The sequence below is a fragment of the Pseudomonas sp. NPDC087817 genome (assembly GCF_044742875.1).
In the GTDB taxonomy this organism is placed as follows: Bacteria; Pseudomonadota; Gammaproteobacteria; order Pseudomonadales; family Pseudomonadaceae; genus Aquipseudomonas.
This window is the reverse complement of sequence record NZ_JBIUVJ010000043.1, coordinates 29,661-44,477: the sequence shown is the minus strand read 5'-3', so window position 1 is coordinate 44,477 and position 14,817 is coordinate 29,661. Positions and strand designations below refer to the sequence as shown.

14 protein-coding genes and 1 tRNA gene are annotated in these 14,817 nt (G+C 59.0%); 12 read left to right on the top strand and 3 right to left on the bottom strand.

The annotated features are described in order from the left end of the window. The first annotated feature begins 75 nt into the window (after positions 1-75). A complete protein-coding gene (ychF, locus tag ACIONG_RS22020; protein WP_401302668.1) occupies positions 76-1,158 on the top strand; it encodes a redox-regulated ATPase YchF in 1,083 nt (360 codons plus the stop codon). Between the two features lie 182 nt (positions 1,159-1,340). On the opposite strand, the gene ACIONG_RS22015 is transcribed toward ychF, so the two are convergent. Next, entirely contained in the window at positions 1,341-2,558 is a 1,218-nt protein-coding gene (locus tag ACIONG_RS22015; protein WP_201236818.1) for an MFS transporter, read from the bottom strand. A gap of 333 nt (positions 2,559-2,891) precedes the next feature. Between ACIONG_RS22015 and ACIONG_RS22010 the strand changes: the two genes are divergently transcribed. Next, complete coding sequence (locus ACIONG_RS22010; RefSeq protein ID WP_401302661.1) at positions 2,892-4,949, top strand: methyl-accepting chemotaxis protein; 2,058 nt, start codon at positions 2,892-2,894, stop codon at positions 4,947-4,949. Here the strand turns inward: ACIONG_RS22010 and ACIONG_RS22005 are convergent. Continuing rightward, entirely contained in the window at positions 4,942-5,844 is a 903-nt protein-coding gene (locus ACIONG_RS22005; RefSeq protein WP_103306065.1) for a LysR substrate-binding domain-containing protein, read from the bottom strand. The genes ACIONG_RS22010 and ACIONG_RS22005 overlap by 8 nt on opposite strands. 227 nt (positions 5,845-6,071) lie before the next feature. Here ACIONG_RS22005 and ACIONG_RS22000 point away from each other — a divergent pair, with 227 nt between their 5' ends. From ACIONG_RS22000 to ACIONG_RS21975, 6 genes are all read left to right on the top strand, one after another. Continuing rightward, entirely contained in the window at positions 6,072-7,190 is a 1,119-nt protein-coding gene (locus ACIONG_RS22000) for an ABC transporter ATP-binding protein (RefSeq protein WP_401302659.1), read from the top strand. 15 nt (positions 7,191-7,205) lie between these two features. Beyond that, positions 7,206-8,126, top strand: coding sequence for an ABC transporter permease (locus ACIONG_RS21995; protein ID WP_401302657.1), 921 nt, complete (start codon positions 7,206-7,208; stop codon positions 8,124-8,126). Further along, positions 8,126-8,932, top strand: coding sequence for an ABC transporter permease (locus ACIONG_RS21990; RefSeq protein ID WP_103306062.1), 807 nt, complete (start codon positions 8,126-8,128; stop codon positions 8,930-8,932). The genes ACIONG_RS21995 and ACIONG_RS21990 overlap by 1 nt, the downstream gene beginning before the upstream one ends. 27 nt (positions 8,933-8,959) lie before the next feature. Continuing rightward, positions 8,960-10,006 carry an extracellular solute-binding protein gene (locus tag ACIONG_RS21985; RefSeq protein WP_213026581.1) on the top strand — a complete coding sequence of 349 codons (1,047 nt, stop codon included), beginning with the start codon at positions 8,960-8,962 and terminating at the stop codon, positions 10,004-10,006. Positions 10,007-10,066: 60 nt separating this feature from the next. Beyond that, a complete protein-coding gene (locus tag ACIONG_RS21980; RefSeq protein WP_401302654.1) occupies positions 10,067-11,521 on the top strand; it encodes an amidase in 1,455 nt (484 codons plus the stop codon). Positions 11,522-11,606: 85 nt separating this feature from the next. Further along, positions 11,607-11,683: transfer RNA gene (locus ACIONG_RS21975), tRNA-Met, on the top strand. Positions 11,684-11,799: 116 nt separating this feature from the next. On the opposite strand, the gene ACIONG_RS21970 is transcribed toward ACIONG_RS21975, so the two are convergent. After that, the gene (locus tag ACIONG_RS21970) at positions 11,800-12,192 is read right to left on the bottom strand and encodes a helix-turn-helix domain-containing protein (RefSeq protein ID WP_401302652.1); all 393 of its coding nucleotides are present in this window, start codon (positions 12,190-12,192) and stop codon (positions 11,800-11,802) included. 374 nt (positions 12,193-12,566) lie between these two features. Here ACIONG_RS21970 and ACIONG_RS21965 point away from each other — a divergent pair, with 374 nt between their 5' ends. Genes ACIONG_RS21965 through ACIONG_RS21950 form a run of 4 tightly spaced genes read left to right on the top strand, consistent with a single transcriptional unit; the run spans position 12,567 to position 14,703 of the window. Continuing rightward, entirely contained in the window at positions 12,567-13,814 is a 1,248-nt protein-coding gene (locus tag ACIONG_RS21965; protein ID WP_401302650.1) for an S-type pyocin domain-containing protein, read from the top strand. 4 nt (positions 13,815-13,818) lie between these two features. After that, positions 13,819-14,073 (top strand): bacteriocin immunity protein, encoded by a 255-nt coding sequence (locus ACIONG_RS21960; protein WP_401302648.1) that lies wholly within the window; start codon positions 13,819-13,821, stop codon positions 14,071-14,073. Beyond that, positions 14,070-14,357 carry a bacteriocin immunity protein gene (locus tag ACIONG_RS21955; RefSeq protein WP_249412072.1) on the top strand — a complete coding sequence of 96 codons (288 nt, stop codon included), beginning with the start codon at positions 14,070-14,072 and terminating at the stop codon, positions 14,355-14,357. Before ACIONG_RS21960 ends, ACIONG_RS21955 begins: the two co-directional genes overlap by 4 nt. After that, a complete protein-coding gene (locus tag ACIONG_RS21950; protein WP_401302645.1) occupies positions 14,344-14,703 on the top strand; it encodes a bacteriocin immunity protein in 360 nt (119 codons plus the stop codon). Before ACIONG_RS21955 ends, ACIONG_RS21950 begins: the two co-directional genes overlap by 14 nt. The last annotated feature ends 114 nt before the right edge of the window (positions 14,704-14,817 follow it).

Below are 14,817 nucleotides of genomic sequence, written 5' to 3'. Positions count from 1 at the left end.
GGCCCCCCCCCCCCCCACCCCCCCCACCCCCCCCCCCCCCCCCCCGACCCGCCCCCCCGCGCCCGCAACTCCCGCATCGCCCGCCACCCTAACGTCGGCAAGTCCACCCTGTTCAACGCCCTGACCAAATCCGGTATCGCGGCCGAGAACTTCCCCTTCTGCACCATCGAGCCGAACAGCGGCATCGTGCCGATGCCGGACCCGCGTCTGGAAGCCTTGGCGGCCATCGTCAATCCGAAGCGCATCCTGCCGACCACCATGGAATTCGTCGACATCGCGGGCCTCGTTGCCGGCGCCTCGAAAGGTGAAGGTCTGGGCAACAAGTTCCTCGCGAATATCCGTGAGACCGACGCCATCGCTCACGTGGTGCGCTGCTTCGAAGACGACAACGTGATCCACGTTTCCAACAGCGTCGACCCGAAACGCGACATTGAAATCATCGACCTGGAACTGATCTTCGCCGACCTCGACAGCTGCGAGAAGCAACTGCAGAAAGTCGCGCGTAACGCCAAGGGCGGTGACAAGGACGCAGTCGTTCAGAAAGCCCTGCTTGAGCAACTGATCGCGCACTTCACCGAAGCCAAGCCTGCACGCAGCCTGATGAAGAACATGAGCGCTGACGAAAAAGCAGTGATCAAGGGCTTCCACCTGCTGACCACCAAACCGGTCATGTACATCGCCAACGTCGCTGAAGACGGTTTCGAGAACAACCCGCACCTGGACGTGGTCAAGGCTATCGCCGAAGAAGAAGGCGCCATGGTCGTTCCGGTGTGCAACAAGATCGAAGCGGAAATCGCCGAGCTTGATGACGGCGAAGAGAAGGACATGTTCCTCGAGGCCCTGGGCCTGGAAGAGCCTGGCCTGAACCGCGTGATCCGCGCCGGCTACGAAATGCTGCACCTGCAGACCTACTTCACCGCCGGTGTCGAAGAAGTCCGCGCCTGGACAGTCAAAGTCGGTGCCACCGCACCTCAGGCTGCTGGCGTGATCCACACCGACTTCGAGAAAGGCTTCATCCGCGCCGAAGTGATCGCCTACAACGACTTCATCCAGTACAAGGGCGAAGCCGGTACTAAAGAAGCCGGTAAATGGCGTCTGGAAGGCAAGGACTACATCGTCAAAGACGGCGACGTGATGCACTTCCGCTTTAACGTGTAAGCGTTACGCCCAAGAAAAAGCCGCGTTTGATACGCGGCTTTTTTGTGCCTGAAATTTATGGCCCAACACATTTCCCTGTAGGAGTGAGCCTGCTCGCGATTGCGTTCTATCAGCTACAGATGTGCTGACTGACACACCGCTATCGCGAGCAGGCTCACTCCTACAGTTTTAATTGTGTGAGGTCAGGCCTTTTTGGTGCGCGGCAAGAAGATCGCCAACACGCCAAACAACGGCAGGAACGAGCAGAGGAAATACACATACTCAATCCCGTGCACATCCGCCAGATGCCCGAGCAACGCCGCACCAATCCCGCCGAACCCGAACATCAAACCGAAGAACACCCCGGCAATCATCCCGACATTGCCCGGCACCAACTCCTGCGCATAAACAACAATCGCCGAGAACGCCGAGGCCAGAATGAAGCCGATCACCACGCTGAGGACGCTGGTCCAGAACAGATCGACGTGGGGCATCAGCAAGGTAAATGGCGCCACACCAAGGATCGAGAACCAGATCACCGCCTTACGCCCGATCTTGTCGCCGATCGGCCCGCCGAAGAACGTCCCCGCCGCCACCGCACCAAGGAACAGGAACAGGTGCAACTGCGAACTGGCCACCGACAGGTCGAACTTCTCGATCAGGTAAAAGGTGAAATAGCTGGTGAGGCTGGCCATGTAGAAATACTTCGAAAACACCAACAGCCCCAGCACCACCAACGCACTGGTCACCCTGCCCTTCGACAACCCGTGAGTCGCGGCCTGGCCGGCCTTGAGCTTGAACAGATTGAGGTGATGGGCGTACCAGCGACTGATGCGGTACAGCACGAACAGCGCAAACACCGCGAACAAGCCAAACCACGCCACATTGCCCTGACCGAACGGAATGATGATCGCCGCCGCCAGCAACGGGCCGAACGCGGAACCTGCGTTACCGCCGACCTGGAACGTCGATTGCGCCAGACCAAAGCGTCCGCCCGAAGCCAGGCGCGCAATCCGCGAGGCCTCGGGGTGAAAGGTCGAGGAGCCGATACCGATCAGCGCCGCCGCCAGCAGAATCATTGGAAAGCTGCCGACCACCGACATCATCACGATGCCAATCAGCGTGCAAATCGAGCCTACCGGCAACAGCCACGGTTTCGGATGCCGGTCAGTGTGATAACCGACCCACGGCTGCAACAGCGACGCGGTCAGTTGAAAGGTCAAGGTGATCAGGCCGACTTGAGTAAAGCTCAGATCGTATTTGGCCTTGAGCATCGGGTAGATCGACGGCAACACCGACTGAATCAGGTCATTGATCAAATGCGCCAACGCCACGGCGCCGATGATACGCATCACCAATGGGCTGCTTTGCGGAGCAGCGGGCGCCGAGGCAGCGGCGGTCTGAACGTTGCTGGTAGACATGGAAGTTTCCGGACAACAGATGGGTGCACACAGGCAGGTGCGCCAATGTGCCATCTTTCGGTGCGCCAGCGCCATCCCCTTAGCCAGCTAACTAACTGACTGATCGTCGACTGCAAAGTGATAGCGCAACGCCATGGTCTGAATCTTGCCTTGCTTCATCCCTTGAACGCGGGCGCCTTACAAAGGCAACCGACAATGGGAAGTTTCGCTACAGAGCCGGCCTACAGAGCGGGCGAGAGTGAACTTTCGAGGCCTTTTAGCAGGGCACAACATCAACGTCGAACGACCGCGATGCACGCCGATGGTGCGTGGTGTCCAGAGGAGTCATGGGGCATGCAGGCTTTCCTTTCACCGGGGATCAAATTGCTGGGGCGGTTTGGTTTCGCGCGTAAATTCCAGCTGTTGTTTCTGCTGTTTATCCTGCCATTGGCCGGCAGCCTGTTGATGATCGGCCAGGACTATCGCGACAAGCTCAATCTGATTTCCGGCGAACGTGCCGGCGTGCGGCAGTTGCTCGCCCTCGATGCGCTGGACAACCTGCTCGCCGCGCAACGCGACCGCGCCGCCCGCTGGCGTGCCACGGAAACCAATCGTCAGCCGACACCGGCCACGCTCGCCGCCATGGGTGCGTTCGACGCGGTACAACCGGCAGTGCTGCAAGCCACCACGGACTTGGGCAACGCGTTGAAACACGAAGGTGCCGAAGGCGAAACCCTGGCCCGCTATCAGGCGCTGCAAAGCGCACTCAACGGCCTGGACTCGAAAAGCCTCAGCGCTGTCGGTTGGTGGCCGGATGGCTACGACCGCTTCACCAACGCCCTCAGCGCCCTGCAAGCGTTGCGCGAGCAGATCGTCATGGACAATCGCCTGACCCTCGCACCATGGCTGGAAACCTATCTGCTGACGCAGATTTCCACGCAACACGCGCCAGACCTGATCGAACGCGTCGGCCGACTCGCTGCGGTCGGTCAGGCCTCAGTCGTCTCCGGCCAATTCACCCTGCAGAGCCGTTTGCAGTTGCGCGACCTGCGCAGCCGCATCGGCGATGCCCGCGAGCAACTGGTCAAAACCGCCACGCTGCTCGAAGCGCGCCTGCCGAAAGACCAGCAGAGCTGGGCCAGCCAATACCACGACAGCCTGAAACACCTCGACAGCGGTTTGAAGGTCCTTGATGACGGCGTGTTCGGCGGCAGCATCAATCTCAAACCGGAAGACTTCGAACGCAGCCTCGACGCCCTGCTGGCTGACCTCGCCTCACTGCGCCAGCAATCGCTGGTGTCGCTGGATCAGCGACTCGACGCCTACCACAACTCGGCGATCCGCCAGTTCATCCTCGTCGCGGCAATCTTCGGCTGCCTGTTGCTCGCGGCGCTGTATCTGTTCATCTGCCTGCAAGCCTCGATCCGCCGCAGCGCCAGCGGCATTACCGTGCTTGCCGAAGCGTTGCGTGACGGCAATCTGAGCCTGCAAGTGCCGGTGGTGGGCCGCGATGAGTTGGCGGCGATCAGCACCGCACTCAACGTTGCCGTGGTGCAACTGCGCAACAGCATGCTCGGCGTCGATCACGAGACCTCGCAACTGAGCAACGCGGTGCGCAGCCTCAACGAACACTCCAGCGGCGCCCTCGGCGAAGTCGAAGCGCAGCAGTTGCAGATCAGCCAGATCGCCGCTGCTGCCACGCAATTGGCCGCCACCTCGCAAGGCGTCGCGCAAAGCTGCGAACAGGCATCCGGCAGCGCCCAGCACACGCGGCGCATCGCCGCCGACAGCAGCCGCGACAGCCAGCGCACCACGGCGAGTATTCAGCAACTCAATCAGCGTTTGAACGACACCGCAGCGGCATTGGGCCGGGTCAGCGAGCAAGGCCAGCAGATTCAATTGGTGGTCGATACCATTCGCGGCGTCGCCGAACAGACCAACCTGCTCGCGCTCAACGCAGCGATTGAAGCGGCACGCGCCGGTGAGCAGGGTCGCGGCTTTGCTGTGGTGGCTGATGAGGTGCGCAGTCTGTCGCAACGCACGCAGTCGTCCACTGCGCAGATCGCCGGCACCGTCGACAGCTTGCGTGCGACGGTCAACGAAGCCGTGAGTTTGATGGAAGCCGCGTGCGGCCAGGCGCAAACCGATGCCGAGTCGGTCACCGGCCTCGGTGAGCGCTTGGGCGAAATCGCCAGTGCGGTGCAGAGCGTCACTGACACGCTGGCGCAGATCGCAACGGCGGTTGAAGAGCAGGCGAGCACTGCTGATGAAGTCAGCGGCAATATCCAGCAGGTCGATCAGGCGGCCGTGCGCTTGCTCGAAGGCGCGCGTGCGGTAAACCTTGCAGCGGACACCCTGAGCCAGGGCAGCAAGGCGCTGAGTGACAACACCGCGCGCTTCCGCCTCAGTTGATCACTGCCTCGGGGAAATCCGTTTCCAGTTCAGCCTTGAGCCATTGAATAAACCACGCCACGTCCGCCGAGAGCTCGGCGGACGGCGTGAGTACCCGATAGCTCTCCAGCTTCACCTGAGCGTCTACCGCGCGCACCAGTTTGCCGCTGGCAAGTTCATGGCGCACCAGCACCTCGTTGGCCAGCGCGATGCCTTGCCCGCTCTCGGCGACTGACAGCGCGTGGTCATTGTTGACGTAGAGCATGTCGGAATTGAGATGGATATCGAGGTCGTGAGCGGCAAACCACAGGTTCCACCATTCGCCGTCATCGACGTGAATCAGTTCGTGTCTGACCAGATCGGCCGGGCTGTTGATGGGGGCGATGCTGGCCAGATACGCCGGGGTGCAGATCGGAAAAACCCGTGGGCAAATCAGCGCTTCCCGTGAGTCGGCATATTGCCCGTCGAGGCCATAGACGATACCGAGATCCGCGCTTTTGCCATCCACTTCGGTGAAGGTCGAATTCGGCTCGATCGCCAGTTTCAATCCCGGGCGCAGATGCCGCAGCGCTTCGATCCTAGGCATCAACCAGCGCTTGGCGAAACCCGGCACCACCATGATGCGCAACCAGCGCTCGGCGTCTTTCGGCCGGGCTTCCTTGCCGGCCTCGATGATCAACTGCAACGCCGCGCTGATCTTGCGGTGGTACTTCTCCCCCGCCGGCGTCAGGTTGACCCCGCGCGAGGTGCGCTCGAACAGTTGAATGCCCAACCAGTCCTCAAGCAATTTCACATGCCGGCCAATCGCAGGCTGGGTCACGTGCAGGGCTTTCGAGGCTTCGACATAGCTGCCCAACCGGGCTGCCGCATCAAAGGCACGCACCGCGTTGAGCGGCGGCAAACGGTGGTCGGGCATGATTCCTGGCACCTTCGGCTGTTAAATTAACTAACACCTGCCATGTTTAAATTGAAGTGTCGCGCCGCGCAACCCCTGGCTGATAATCGAGCCACAGCAGAACAAAAAAACAGCTGGTTTCACACCCGAACGCAATCTCGATCCTGCCCAAAAAAATAATATCCATGGCCCGACGGCGGCGCTTTTTCATAGCGAGTCGCAGGCGATGGGGGAATCGGAGGTAACGCATGAATGCCCTGCATTCGCTGCAAACGCTGGCGGTCTCGATCCGCTCAGTGCGCAAGGTTTACGGTGATCCGCACACAGGTCCGGTGGCGCTGAAAAGCATCGACCTGGACATCCGCGACAACGAATTCTTCACCCTTCTGGGTCCGTCCGGCTGCGGCAAGACCACGCTGCTGCGGATGATCGCCGGTTTCGAATTTCCCACAGAAGGCGAGATCCTGCTCTACGGCGAAAACATCGCTGATCGCCCGCCGTTCCAGCGCCCGGTCAACACGGTGTTTCAGCATTACGCGCTGTTCCCGCACATGACCATCGCCGAGAACCTGGCCTTCGGCCTGGAATCGCACCCGATGGGCAAAGTCCTCACCAAAGCGCAGATCGCCGAGCGCGTCCGCGAGATGCTGGCGCTGGTGCAGATGGAGCGCTTTGCCAATCGCAAACCGGCACAGCTGTCGGGCGGCCAGCAACAACGTGTCGCCCTCGCCCGCGCCTTGGCGCCGCATCCGAAAGTGTTGCTGCTCGATGAACCGCTCTCCGCGCTCGATCTCAAGCTGCGTCAGGCCATGCGCGAAGAGTTGAAAACCATTCAGGCCAAGACCGGCATCACCTTCATCTTCGTCACCCACGACCAGGAAGAAGCGCTGACCATGTCCGATCGCATCGCCGTGTTGTCCGAAGGCGAAGTGCAGCAGGTCGGGCGGCCGGAGGACATCTACGAACGGCCGCGCAATCGTTTCGTCGCCGACTTCATTGGCGAAACCAATTTCATCGACGGCACCGTCACTCGCGTGGAAGACGGTCAGGCGTGGTTCGCCGGGCCGGCGGGTCATCCATTGCCGGCGCAACCATGCAGCGATGTACAGGTCGGCGCCAACGTCACCTTGTCGGTACGCCCCGAGCGCCTGCATCTGGTAGCGGCAACCACCGAGGCCGCATTGCCGTGCCGGATCGAGGCGCAGATCTACCTCGGCACCGACCTGCAATATCAGGTCAGCCTCAGCGACGGTTCGCGCCTCACCGTGCGTACGCCCAATTGCGTCGACCAGAGCCTGCGCTTTGCCGTCGGTTCTCAGGCCGGTCTGTTGTTCGACCGTGGAAGCGCCAGCGTCCTGCACGATTGAGCCGGAGGAATTGCCATGCACGCCTTACCGATTGCCAACACGCTGGAGCGCCGCAAAGCCTTCCAGAGTTTCCTCGGCGTCAGCCCGGCGCTGATCGCCATCGGCCTGTTTCTGCTGGTGCCGATTCTGATCGTCATCGGCTATTCGTTGATGGAGGCCAACCCCTACGGCGGGGTCAACAAAGTCTTCAGCAGTGACGCTTACACCTCGCTGCTGTTCGAGCGGCAACTGGACGACAGCCTCGCGTTTGCCGACTCGTATCTGATCATCGCCCTGCGCTCGATCGGCATTGCCGGGCTGACCACGATCATCACGCTGCTGATCGGTTTTCCGGTGGCGGTGTGGCTGGCCATGCAGCCGGCGCATCGGCGTGGCTTGTTGATCTTTCTGATCACCGTGCCGTTCTGGGCCAACCTGTTGATCCGTACGTATGCGTGGATTTTGCTGCTGCGTAACACCGGAGTGATCAACAACAGCCTGATGGGTATGGGCGTCATTCACGAACCGTTGCAGTTGCTCTACACCGACGGCGCGGTACTGCTGGGGCTGGTTTACACCTACGCGCCGTTCGTGGTGCTGCCGATTTACGCGACGCTGGAAAAGATGGATATCCGCCTGCTCGAAGCGGCGCAGGATCTCTACGCCGGACGTGTGCGCACGTTACGCAAAGTGGTTTTGCCAATCGCCAAACCGGGGATTCTGGCCGGCGCCATCCTCACCTTTGTGCCGTGCCTGGGCGCGATGATCGCCCCGGAACTGCTCGGTGGCGGCACGCGAATGATGCTCGGCAACCTGATCTTCCGGCAGTTCAGCGATGCGCGTAACTGGCCGTTTGGCGCAGCGCTGTCGCTGGTGCTGATGGCCGCCGTGATGCTGGTGCTGACCGTGTATGCCCTGCGCGCCGAGCGCCAGCGCATCGCCAAAGGAGGTGCGTAATGCTCACGCTATTCAAACGCAAAGGGCTGGGTGTGCAGGACTTCCCCGGCTTCGGCGGCTTCAGTTTTTTGTTCTATCTGTACCTGTACGCACCGATCGTGGTGTTGGTGGTGTTCTCGTTCAACGCCAACCAGTCGGCGACGGTGTGGACCGGGTTCAGCCTCGACTGGTATCGCGCCGCGTTCGCCAATCAGGCCTTGCGCCAAGCCGCCGGCAACAGCCTGTTGATCGCGGTCTGCGCCAGCATGATTGCCACGGCAATTGCCACCCTCGCCGCCCTCGGCACATCGCGCGGGGCCAAGTTCAAGGGCCTGCAATTATCGATGGGCGCGATCATGTTGCCGCTGGTGCTGCCGGAAATTGTCGTCGGTGTGGCGACGCTGGCGCTGTTCTCCACCATCGGTCTGTCGCTGGGTTACGGCAACCTGATCATCGCGCATACGGTGTTCTGCATTCCCTTCGCCTACTTGCCGATTCGGGCGCGGCTGAACGACATGGACCTGTCGCTGGAGCAAGCCTCGGCCGACCTCTACGCCGGCCCGTGGCGAACCTTTCGCAAAGTGACTTTGCCGCTGCTGATGCCGGGGATTTTCTCCGGGCTGATGCTGGCCTTCATCGTCTCACTGGACAACTTCGTGATCTCGATGATGGTCTCGCAGGCCGGCACCACGACCCTGCCGATTTTCATTTTCGGCCTGCTGCGCATGGGTGTGACACCCGACGTCAACGCCGTGTCGACGCTGATCCTCGGCGTCTCGGTGCTGTTTGTCAGCCTCTCTTACCTGTTGGGCAAAAAGAACGCCTGAACCTTCTACGACCTGTGGAGAAATAGCATGAGCAAGTGGATAAAAAGCGTCGGCACTTCGTTGTTCCTGACATTGCCGCTGAGCATGGCCGCGAGTGTTCAGGCCGCCGAGAAACTCAACGTGGTGAGCTGGAGCGGCTACTTTTCGCCGGAGATTCTCGCCAAGTTCCAGAAGCAGACCGGCATCGAAGTCACCGTCGATTCCTACGACTCCAACGAGACTTTGTTGGCGAAATTGAAACAGGGCGGCGCCGGTTATGACGTGGCGATTCCATCGCACCAGTTCATCCCGATCCTGATCAAGGAAAACCTGCTGGAGCGCTTCGACCCGGTCAAAGAGCCCTACTACGCCAGCGTTGTGGATAACCTGAAAAAACCGAGCTGGGACCCGGAAGGCGCGTATTCGGTGCCGTTCATCTGGGGCACCACCAGCGTCGTGCTGGACTCCGCTCGCTACAAAGGCCCAGCCGACAGCTACAAGGTTTTGTATGAGCCGCCAGCCGAGTTGCAGGGGCGCATCAACATGTTCGATTCGGTCAGCGACATGGTCGACATGGCCAGCCTCTATCTGAACATTCCGCTGTGCAGCGAAGACCCAAAACAGATGCAGCAAGTGCTGACGCTGCTCAAGGCGCAGAAGCCGTTCGTGAAAACCTACAGCTCCAAGGCCGGTTCGATTCGCGAGAACCTCGCTTCGGGTGAGATCGACATGTCGATGTTCTGGGGCGGTTCGTCAATGCGCGCCCGCGAGATGAAACCGACGCTGAAATACCTCTACCCGAAAGAAGGCGTGCTGGCCTGGGTCGACAACATGGTCATCCCCACCGGCAGCAAGAATCCGGCGAATGCCAAGGCGTTCATCGCCTTCCTCAGCCAACCGGAAAACTCGGCAATGACGCAGAACTTCCTCAAGCACCAGAGCCCGATCAAAGGCGTCGAACCGTTCCTCGATGCAGCGCTCAAGGATGCGCCGGAACTGCACATCCCCGAGGGCACCAACGTGGTGTTCAGCAAGACTTGCGGCGAAGGCGCGATCCGTCTCGCTGATCGTCTCTGGACCAACCTGATGCGTTGATCTCTATCGCCCCGTCACACTGGCGGGGCGTTTTTCCAGCCGTCTGAAAGGCCGCTTGCAATGAACGCTAACAACATCAGCGAACTGGTCCTGCTGCAGGCCCATGAACTCGCCGAACGCATCCGCCTGCGCCAGGTTTCCTGCCGGGAAGTGATGCAGACTTACCTTGCCCATATCGAACGTTTCAATCCGCTGGTGAATGCGCTGATCAGCCTGCAGTCACCGGAACATCTGCTCGCTCAGGCCGATGAACGCGATGCCGAACTGGCGCGTGGCGAATACCGTGGCTGGATGCATGGCTTGCCTCATGCGATCAAGGATCTGTCGCTTACCCAAGGCATTCGCACCACGCTAGGTTCGCCGCTGTACAAGGACTTTGTGCCTGAGCGCGACGGCATCATGGTCGAGCGAATCAAGACTGCCGGCGCAATCATTATCGGCAAGACCAACACCCCGGAATTCGGCCTCGGTTCGCAAAGCTACAACCCGTTGTTTGGTGCCACTGGCTGCGCTTTTGACCCGGGCAAAACCGCTGGTGGCAGTAGCGGTGGCGCGGCGGCCGCACTGGCGATGCATCTGGTGCCGGTGGCGGATGGCAGCGACATGATGGGTTCGCTGCGCAATCCGGCGGCGTTCAACAACATCTTTGGTTTTCGTCCGTCGCAGGGACGCGTGCCGTTTGATGACAGTGCTGATCTGTTTTTCGATCAGTTGGGTTACGAAGGGCCGATGGCGCGCAGCGTGAGGGATGCGGCGTTGCTGCTGTCGGTGCAGGCTGGGGGCGATGCGCGGGCGCCGCTGTCCATTGCTGAATCCGGTGAGGCGTTTGCGGCGCCGTTGGAGTGGGATTTCAAAGGCACCCGGATGGGTTGGCTGGGGGATTTCAGCGGTTATCTGCCGATGGAGAGCGGCGTGCTGTCGCTGTGTCAGAAGACCTTTGCCGATTTTGAAAGCCTCGGCTGCCACGTTGAGTCGGTTGAGCCGGGCTTCGCGCCTGAGCGGCTGTGGAGCAGTTGGCGCACGTTGCGGCACTGGATGGTCGCCGGGTCTTTGGGCGCAACCTATGCCGATCCGCAGAAACGCGCGTTGTTGAAACCGGAAGCGATCTGGGAAGTGGAAAACGGTCTGAAGCTTTCGGCCAGCGAAGTGTTCGCCGCCTCGGTGGTGCGCAGTGATTGGTATCGGGCGATTTCCCGACTGTTCGAACGCTACGATTACCTGTTGCTGCCCAGCGCCCAGGTCTTCCCGTTCGATAAAACCCAGCCGTGGCCGACGTCGATTGAAGGCGTGGCGATGGACACGTATCACCGCTGGATGGAGGTGGTCATCCCCGGCACGTTATCCGGTTGCCCGGTGGCGAGCGTTCAGGCTGGCTTCAATGCACAGGGGTTGCCGATGGGGCTGCAGATCATCGGCCGGCATCAGGCGGACTTCGCGGTTCTGCAACTGGCGCACGCTTATGAGCAGGCCAGCCGCTGGTTCCAGCGCTGTCCTTCGCCCCTGCTGAGCCAGTAATTTTGATAAACGGTTGAAAGCGTAGAAAAAATTTTAAATTTACGCTTGACGCTTTTCCATTTCAGGGGAATAATGCGCGCCACTTGGCTACATAGCTCAGTTGGTTAGAGCATAGCATTCATAATGCTGGGGTCCGGGGTTCAAGTCCCTGTGTAGCCACCAAGTACTAAAAACGGCTTACCGAAAGGTAGGCCGTTTTTTTATGCCTCGAGAAAAGTCTCTTCAATCTGTTTGTCCAAGGTGTTGGTGCACCTTGGTTCCGCGTTCTTTGGATTACTTCAAACTTCTTTTTCTTCGTCGCTCGTTTTGGTCGCTGCCTGTGCGATCAGGGCGTCGAGCATCTGAGCAATAACCTTCTGTTGAACCTTCGAAAGCTCATTGATCGACTGCAGTCGTCGATACCAGGTCGAGGTCAAACTGCGTCTGGGCTTCTCCGTGTACGAGGGCACCCCGAGCAGGTCTTCAACAGGCACGCGAAGCGCAAATGCCATCTTCACCAGCGTCGTGACCGGCATGCTGCGCGTGCCCTCCTCGTAGCCCTGAAAGGTCTGCCGGGAAAGACCTAAAGCCCGTGCAAACCGAGTCTGTGTGATCTCGTGCACTGTGCGTAAGTGAGCAATGCGACTGCCCATCGTCACCAGAAAATCACGGTCCTCACTGGAAATACTCATGACAATGGCCGACTGCAAATAGAGTTGAATGGCAACGAACTCTTCCTTTTCATCTGAAATCCATCCTGGAAAAAACGATAGAAACCATCCTCAGGCAGCGGTGCGTAAGTTGTCGACCTGAAAAGTTTGTAGGAGAAATGCAGACCGCCCCTCCATCCAAACCGAAGGACTACAAGCGCAAAACACCGCTGGTTCACCTAAATCATTCCTCAATCAACAGATCGAGAAAGCGCCGTAGGAAACGGGCTCGACTCAGGTACGAATTGGATTTTTCGTAAAATCTCGCGCCTGAAACTCACCCCATCGGTTTGCCCGAATTCCCCATTGACCGACAAGCTTCCCTGGCTCGATTCAAAGCCATACAGGGAGTTGGCATGGCTCGATTCAAATCTCTCTTCGATGAAACTTGGCCTTGGAAACGTCCGAGCGGAAACGGCTCATGGGCTGCGTGGAATCCGCCCCCCGCGCCGGAGCCGGTGTACATCGAAAAAGATGAATGGCCAACGCCCAGGCCCCGCGAAGATCAGGTGTTCGCCAAGTCCTGCACGCCGGGTAACTGGTGCCGAACGGACGCTGGCACGGTGCCCGAGTCCGCCGCCAACTTCGGCAAGGTCATGGTCGCGGGTGCCATGCTCTTTCCCTCCGCCAGCACCGCTGTCGCGACGGCAATAGGTGCCGATCTGGCCTTGGGCCGGTTGGCCGGCGGCGGGATTCTGCAACAGCGCCTCAACTGGGCAATTCGCGGCGCTGCCGGGCCGGCCAGCGTGTTCGTCCTCGGGATGCTGCCGACCCGCATGGGTGACGGCACGCTGCATACCGATGAACAACTGCGCCGCATGAGCCGCGCCGCCACTCGTGTGCGCTTCCAGTTTCGGCGTGATGCCGAAGGGGTCATGCAGGTTTACGGCATCCACTCCGGCGCTTCGGGCGATGACTCGGTGCGCACTGTCAAAGTCGAGTGGAACAGCGACAAGACTGCGATGGAGGCCAAGCTCAACGGCATTACCATTTTGTGGACGCCACAACGCGGGCCACTCGGTTCTATGCCGCCGCTGGTCTATCCAGAACACGCCGAGCAACTGAACACGATCCTTGTTCATCCGATTTCAGAAAATACTGATAGCCAGATAGAAGGCCTGCCCGGCGAGGAAATTACTGCCGAAGATTGTATTCTGGTGTTTCCGGTGGACACTGGTTTGAAGTCGCTGTATGTGGTGTTTTCGAGGCCGGCCAGACTGACGCCGGGTACGGTGACTGGGATTGGTGAGGATGTTCCGGGTATATGGCTTGCTGGAGCCGGAACGGGGATCGGTGCGCCGATTCCGACACGGATTGCGGACAGGCTGAGGGGGCGGGAGTTTTCAAGCTTTGATGCCTTCAGAAAGGCGTTTTGGACTGAGGTTGTGAATGATCCAGATTTGCGCAGCCAATTCATCCCGGACAATATTGAACGGATGCAGAATGGCAATGCGCCAAAGGCCCGCTACAGGGATTCCAATGGTTCAAAAGGCTCCTTTGAAATTCATCATGTCGATCCAATTTCAAAGGGCGGCGAGGTTTATCACGTAGACAATTTGCGGATCAACACGCCAAAAAACCACGCAGATATTCATCGGAAATAACTCAATGAAAAGCCGTCTTTCTGACTATACCGAAGCAGAGTTTCTAAGCTTTCTGCAAGAGATTCGAGCCGCCAACAAAAACGCTTCCGATGAAGTTCTCGACCCGCTGTTAAGCCGCTTTTGCACCATCACTGAACATCCAGATGGAACGGACTTGATCTACTACCCAGAAGATGGGGCAGATAATTCCAACGAAGGAATCATTGAAACCGTGAAAAGGTGGCGCGCCGCGAATGGACTGCCTGGCTTCAAGCAGTGAATTTCCTGCCCACAGAAAAAATCGTGGCAAAAATATCCAGCTACACAGAAGCCGAGTTTATCTGTTTCATCGAAAAGATACGGACCGCCAATAAGAGTGGCTCAGACGCAGAGTTTGGTGAGTTGCTGGCACAGTTCAGGAAGGTTACTGCCCACCCGGATGGAACCGATTTAATTTTTTATCCCGAGCCAACAGCAGACAGCTCTGCCGAGGGCATCACCAAGACTGTAAAGGAATGGCGAGCCGCGCAGGGTTTACCAGGGTTCAGCGGTGGAAACACCTGAATGTAGTCAAGCTGACAGTGGATTATGCACACAGGCCGGGGGCTCACCCTATCCAGAGTCGGATCAAGGACAAGGTGACAATCTGAACGATCCATTTATCAAAAGCAGCTTCTCGGATTACACGGAACAAGAGTTCATTGAGCTGCTTGAGCGCATCATGGGAAACGGTGAAACCGAAAAGGAAGAAAGCAGACTCGTATTTCACTTCAATTCTATTTGCGGACATCCCGAAGGATCCGATTTGATTTTCTATCCGGCCGAAGATGCCGATGACTCTGCGAAAGGCATCACCGAAACCGTGAAAGAATGGCGTGCTGCGAATGGACTTCCGGGTTTCAAGCAATAGTTATCGAACGCAAAATATGCTCCCTCCTTTTACCAAAAGCAGTATTTTCCGAGGCAGAGTTCGTCGCGCGGCTGGAAGAACGCGCCAAGGAAGATGAAGAAACTGAAAACGATG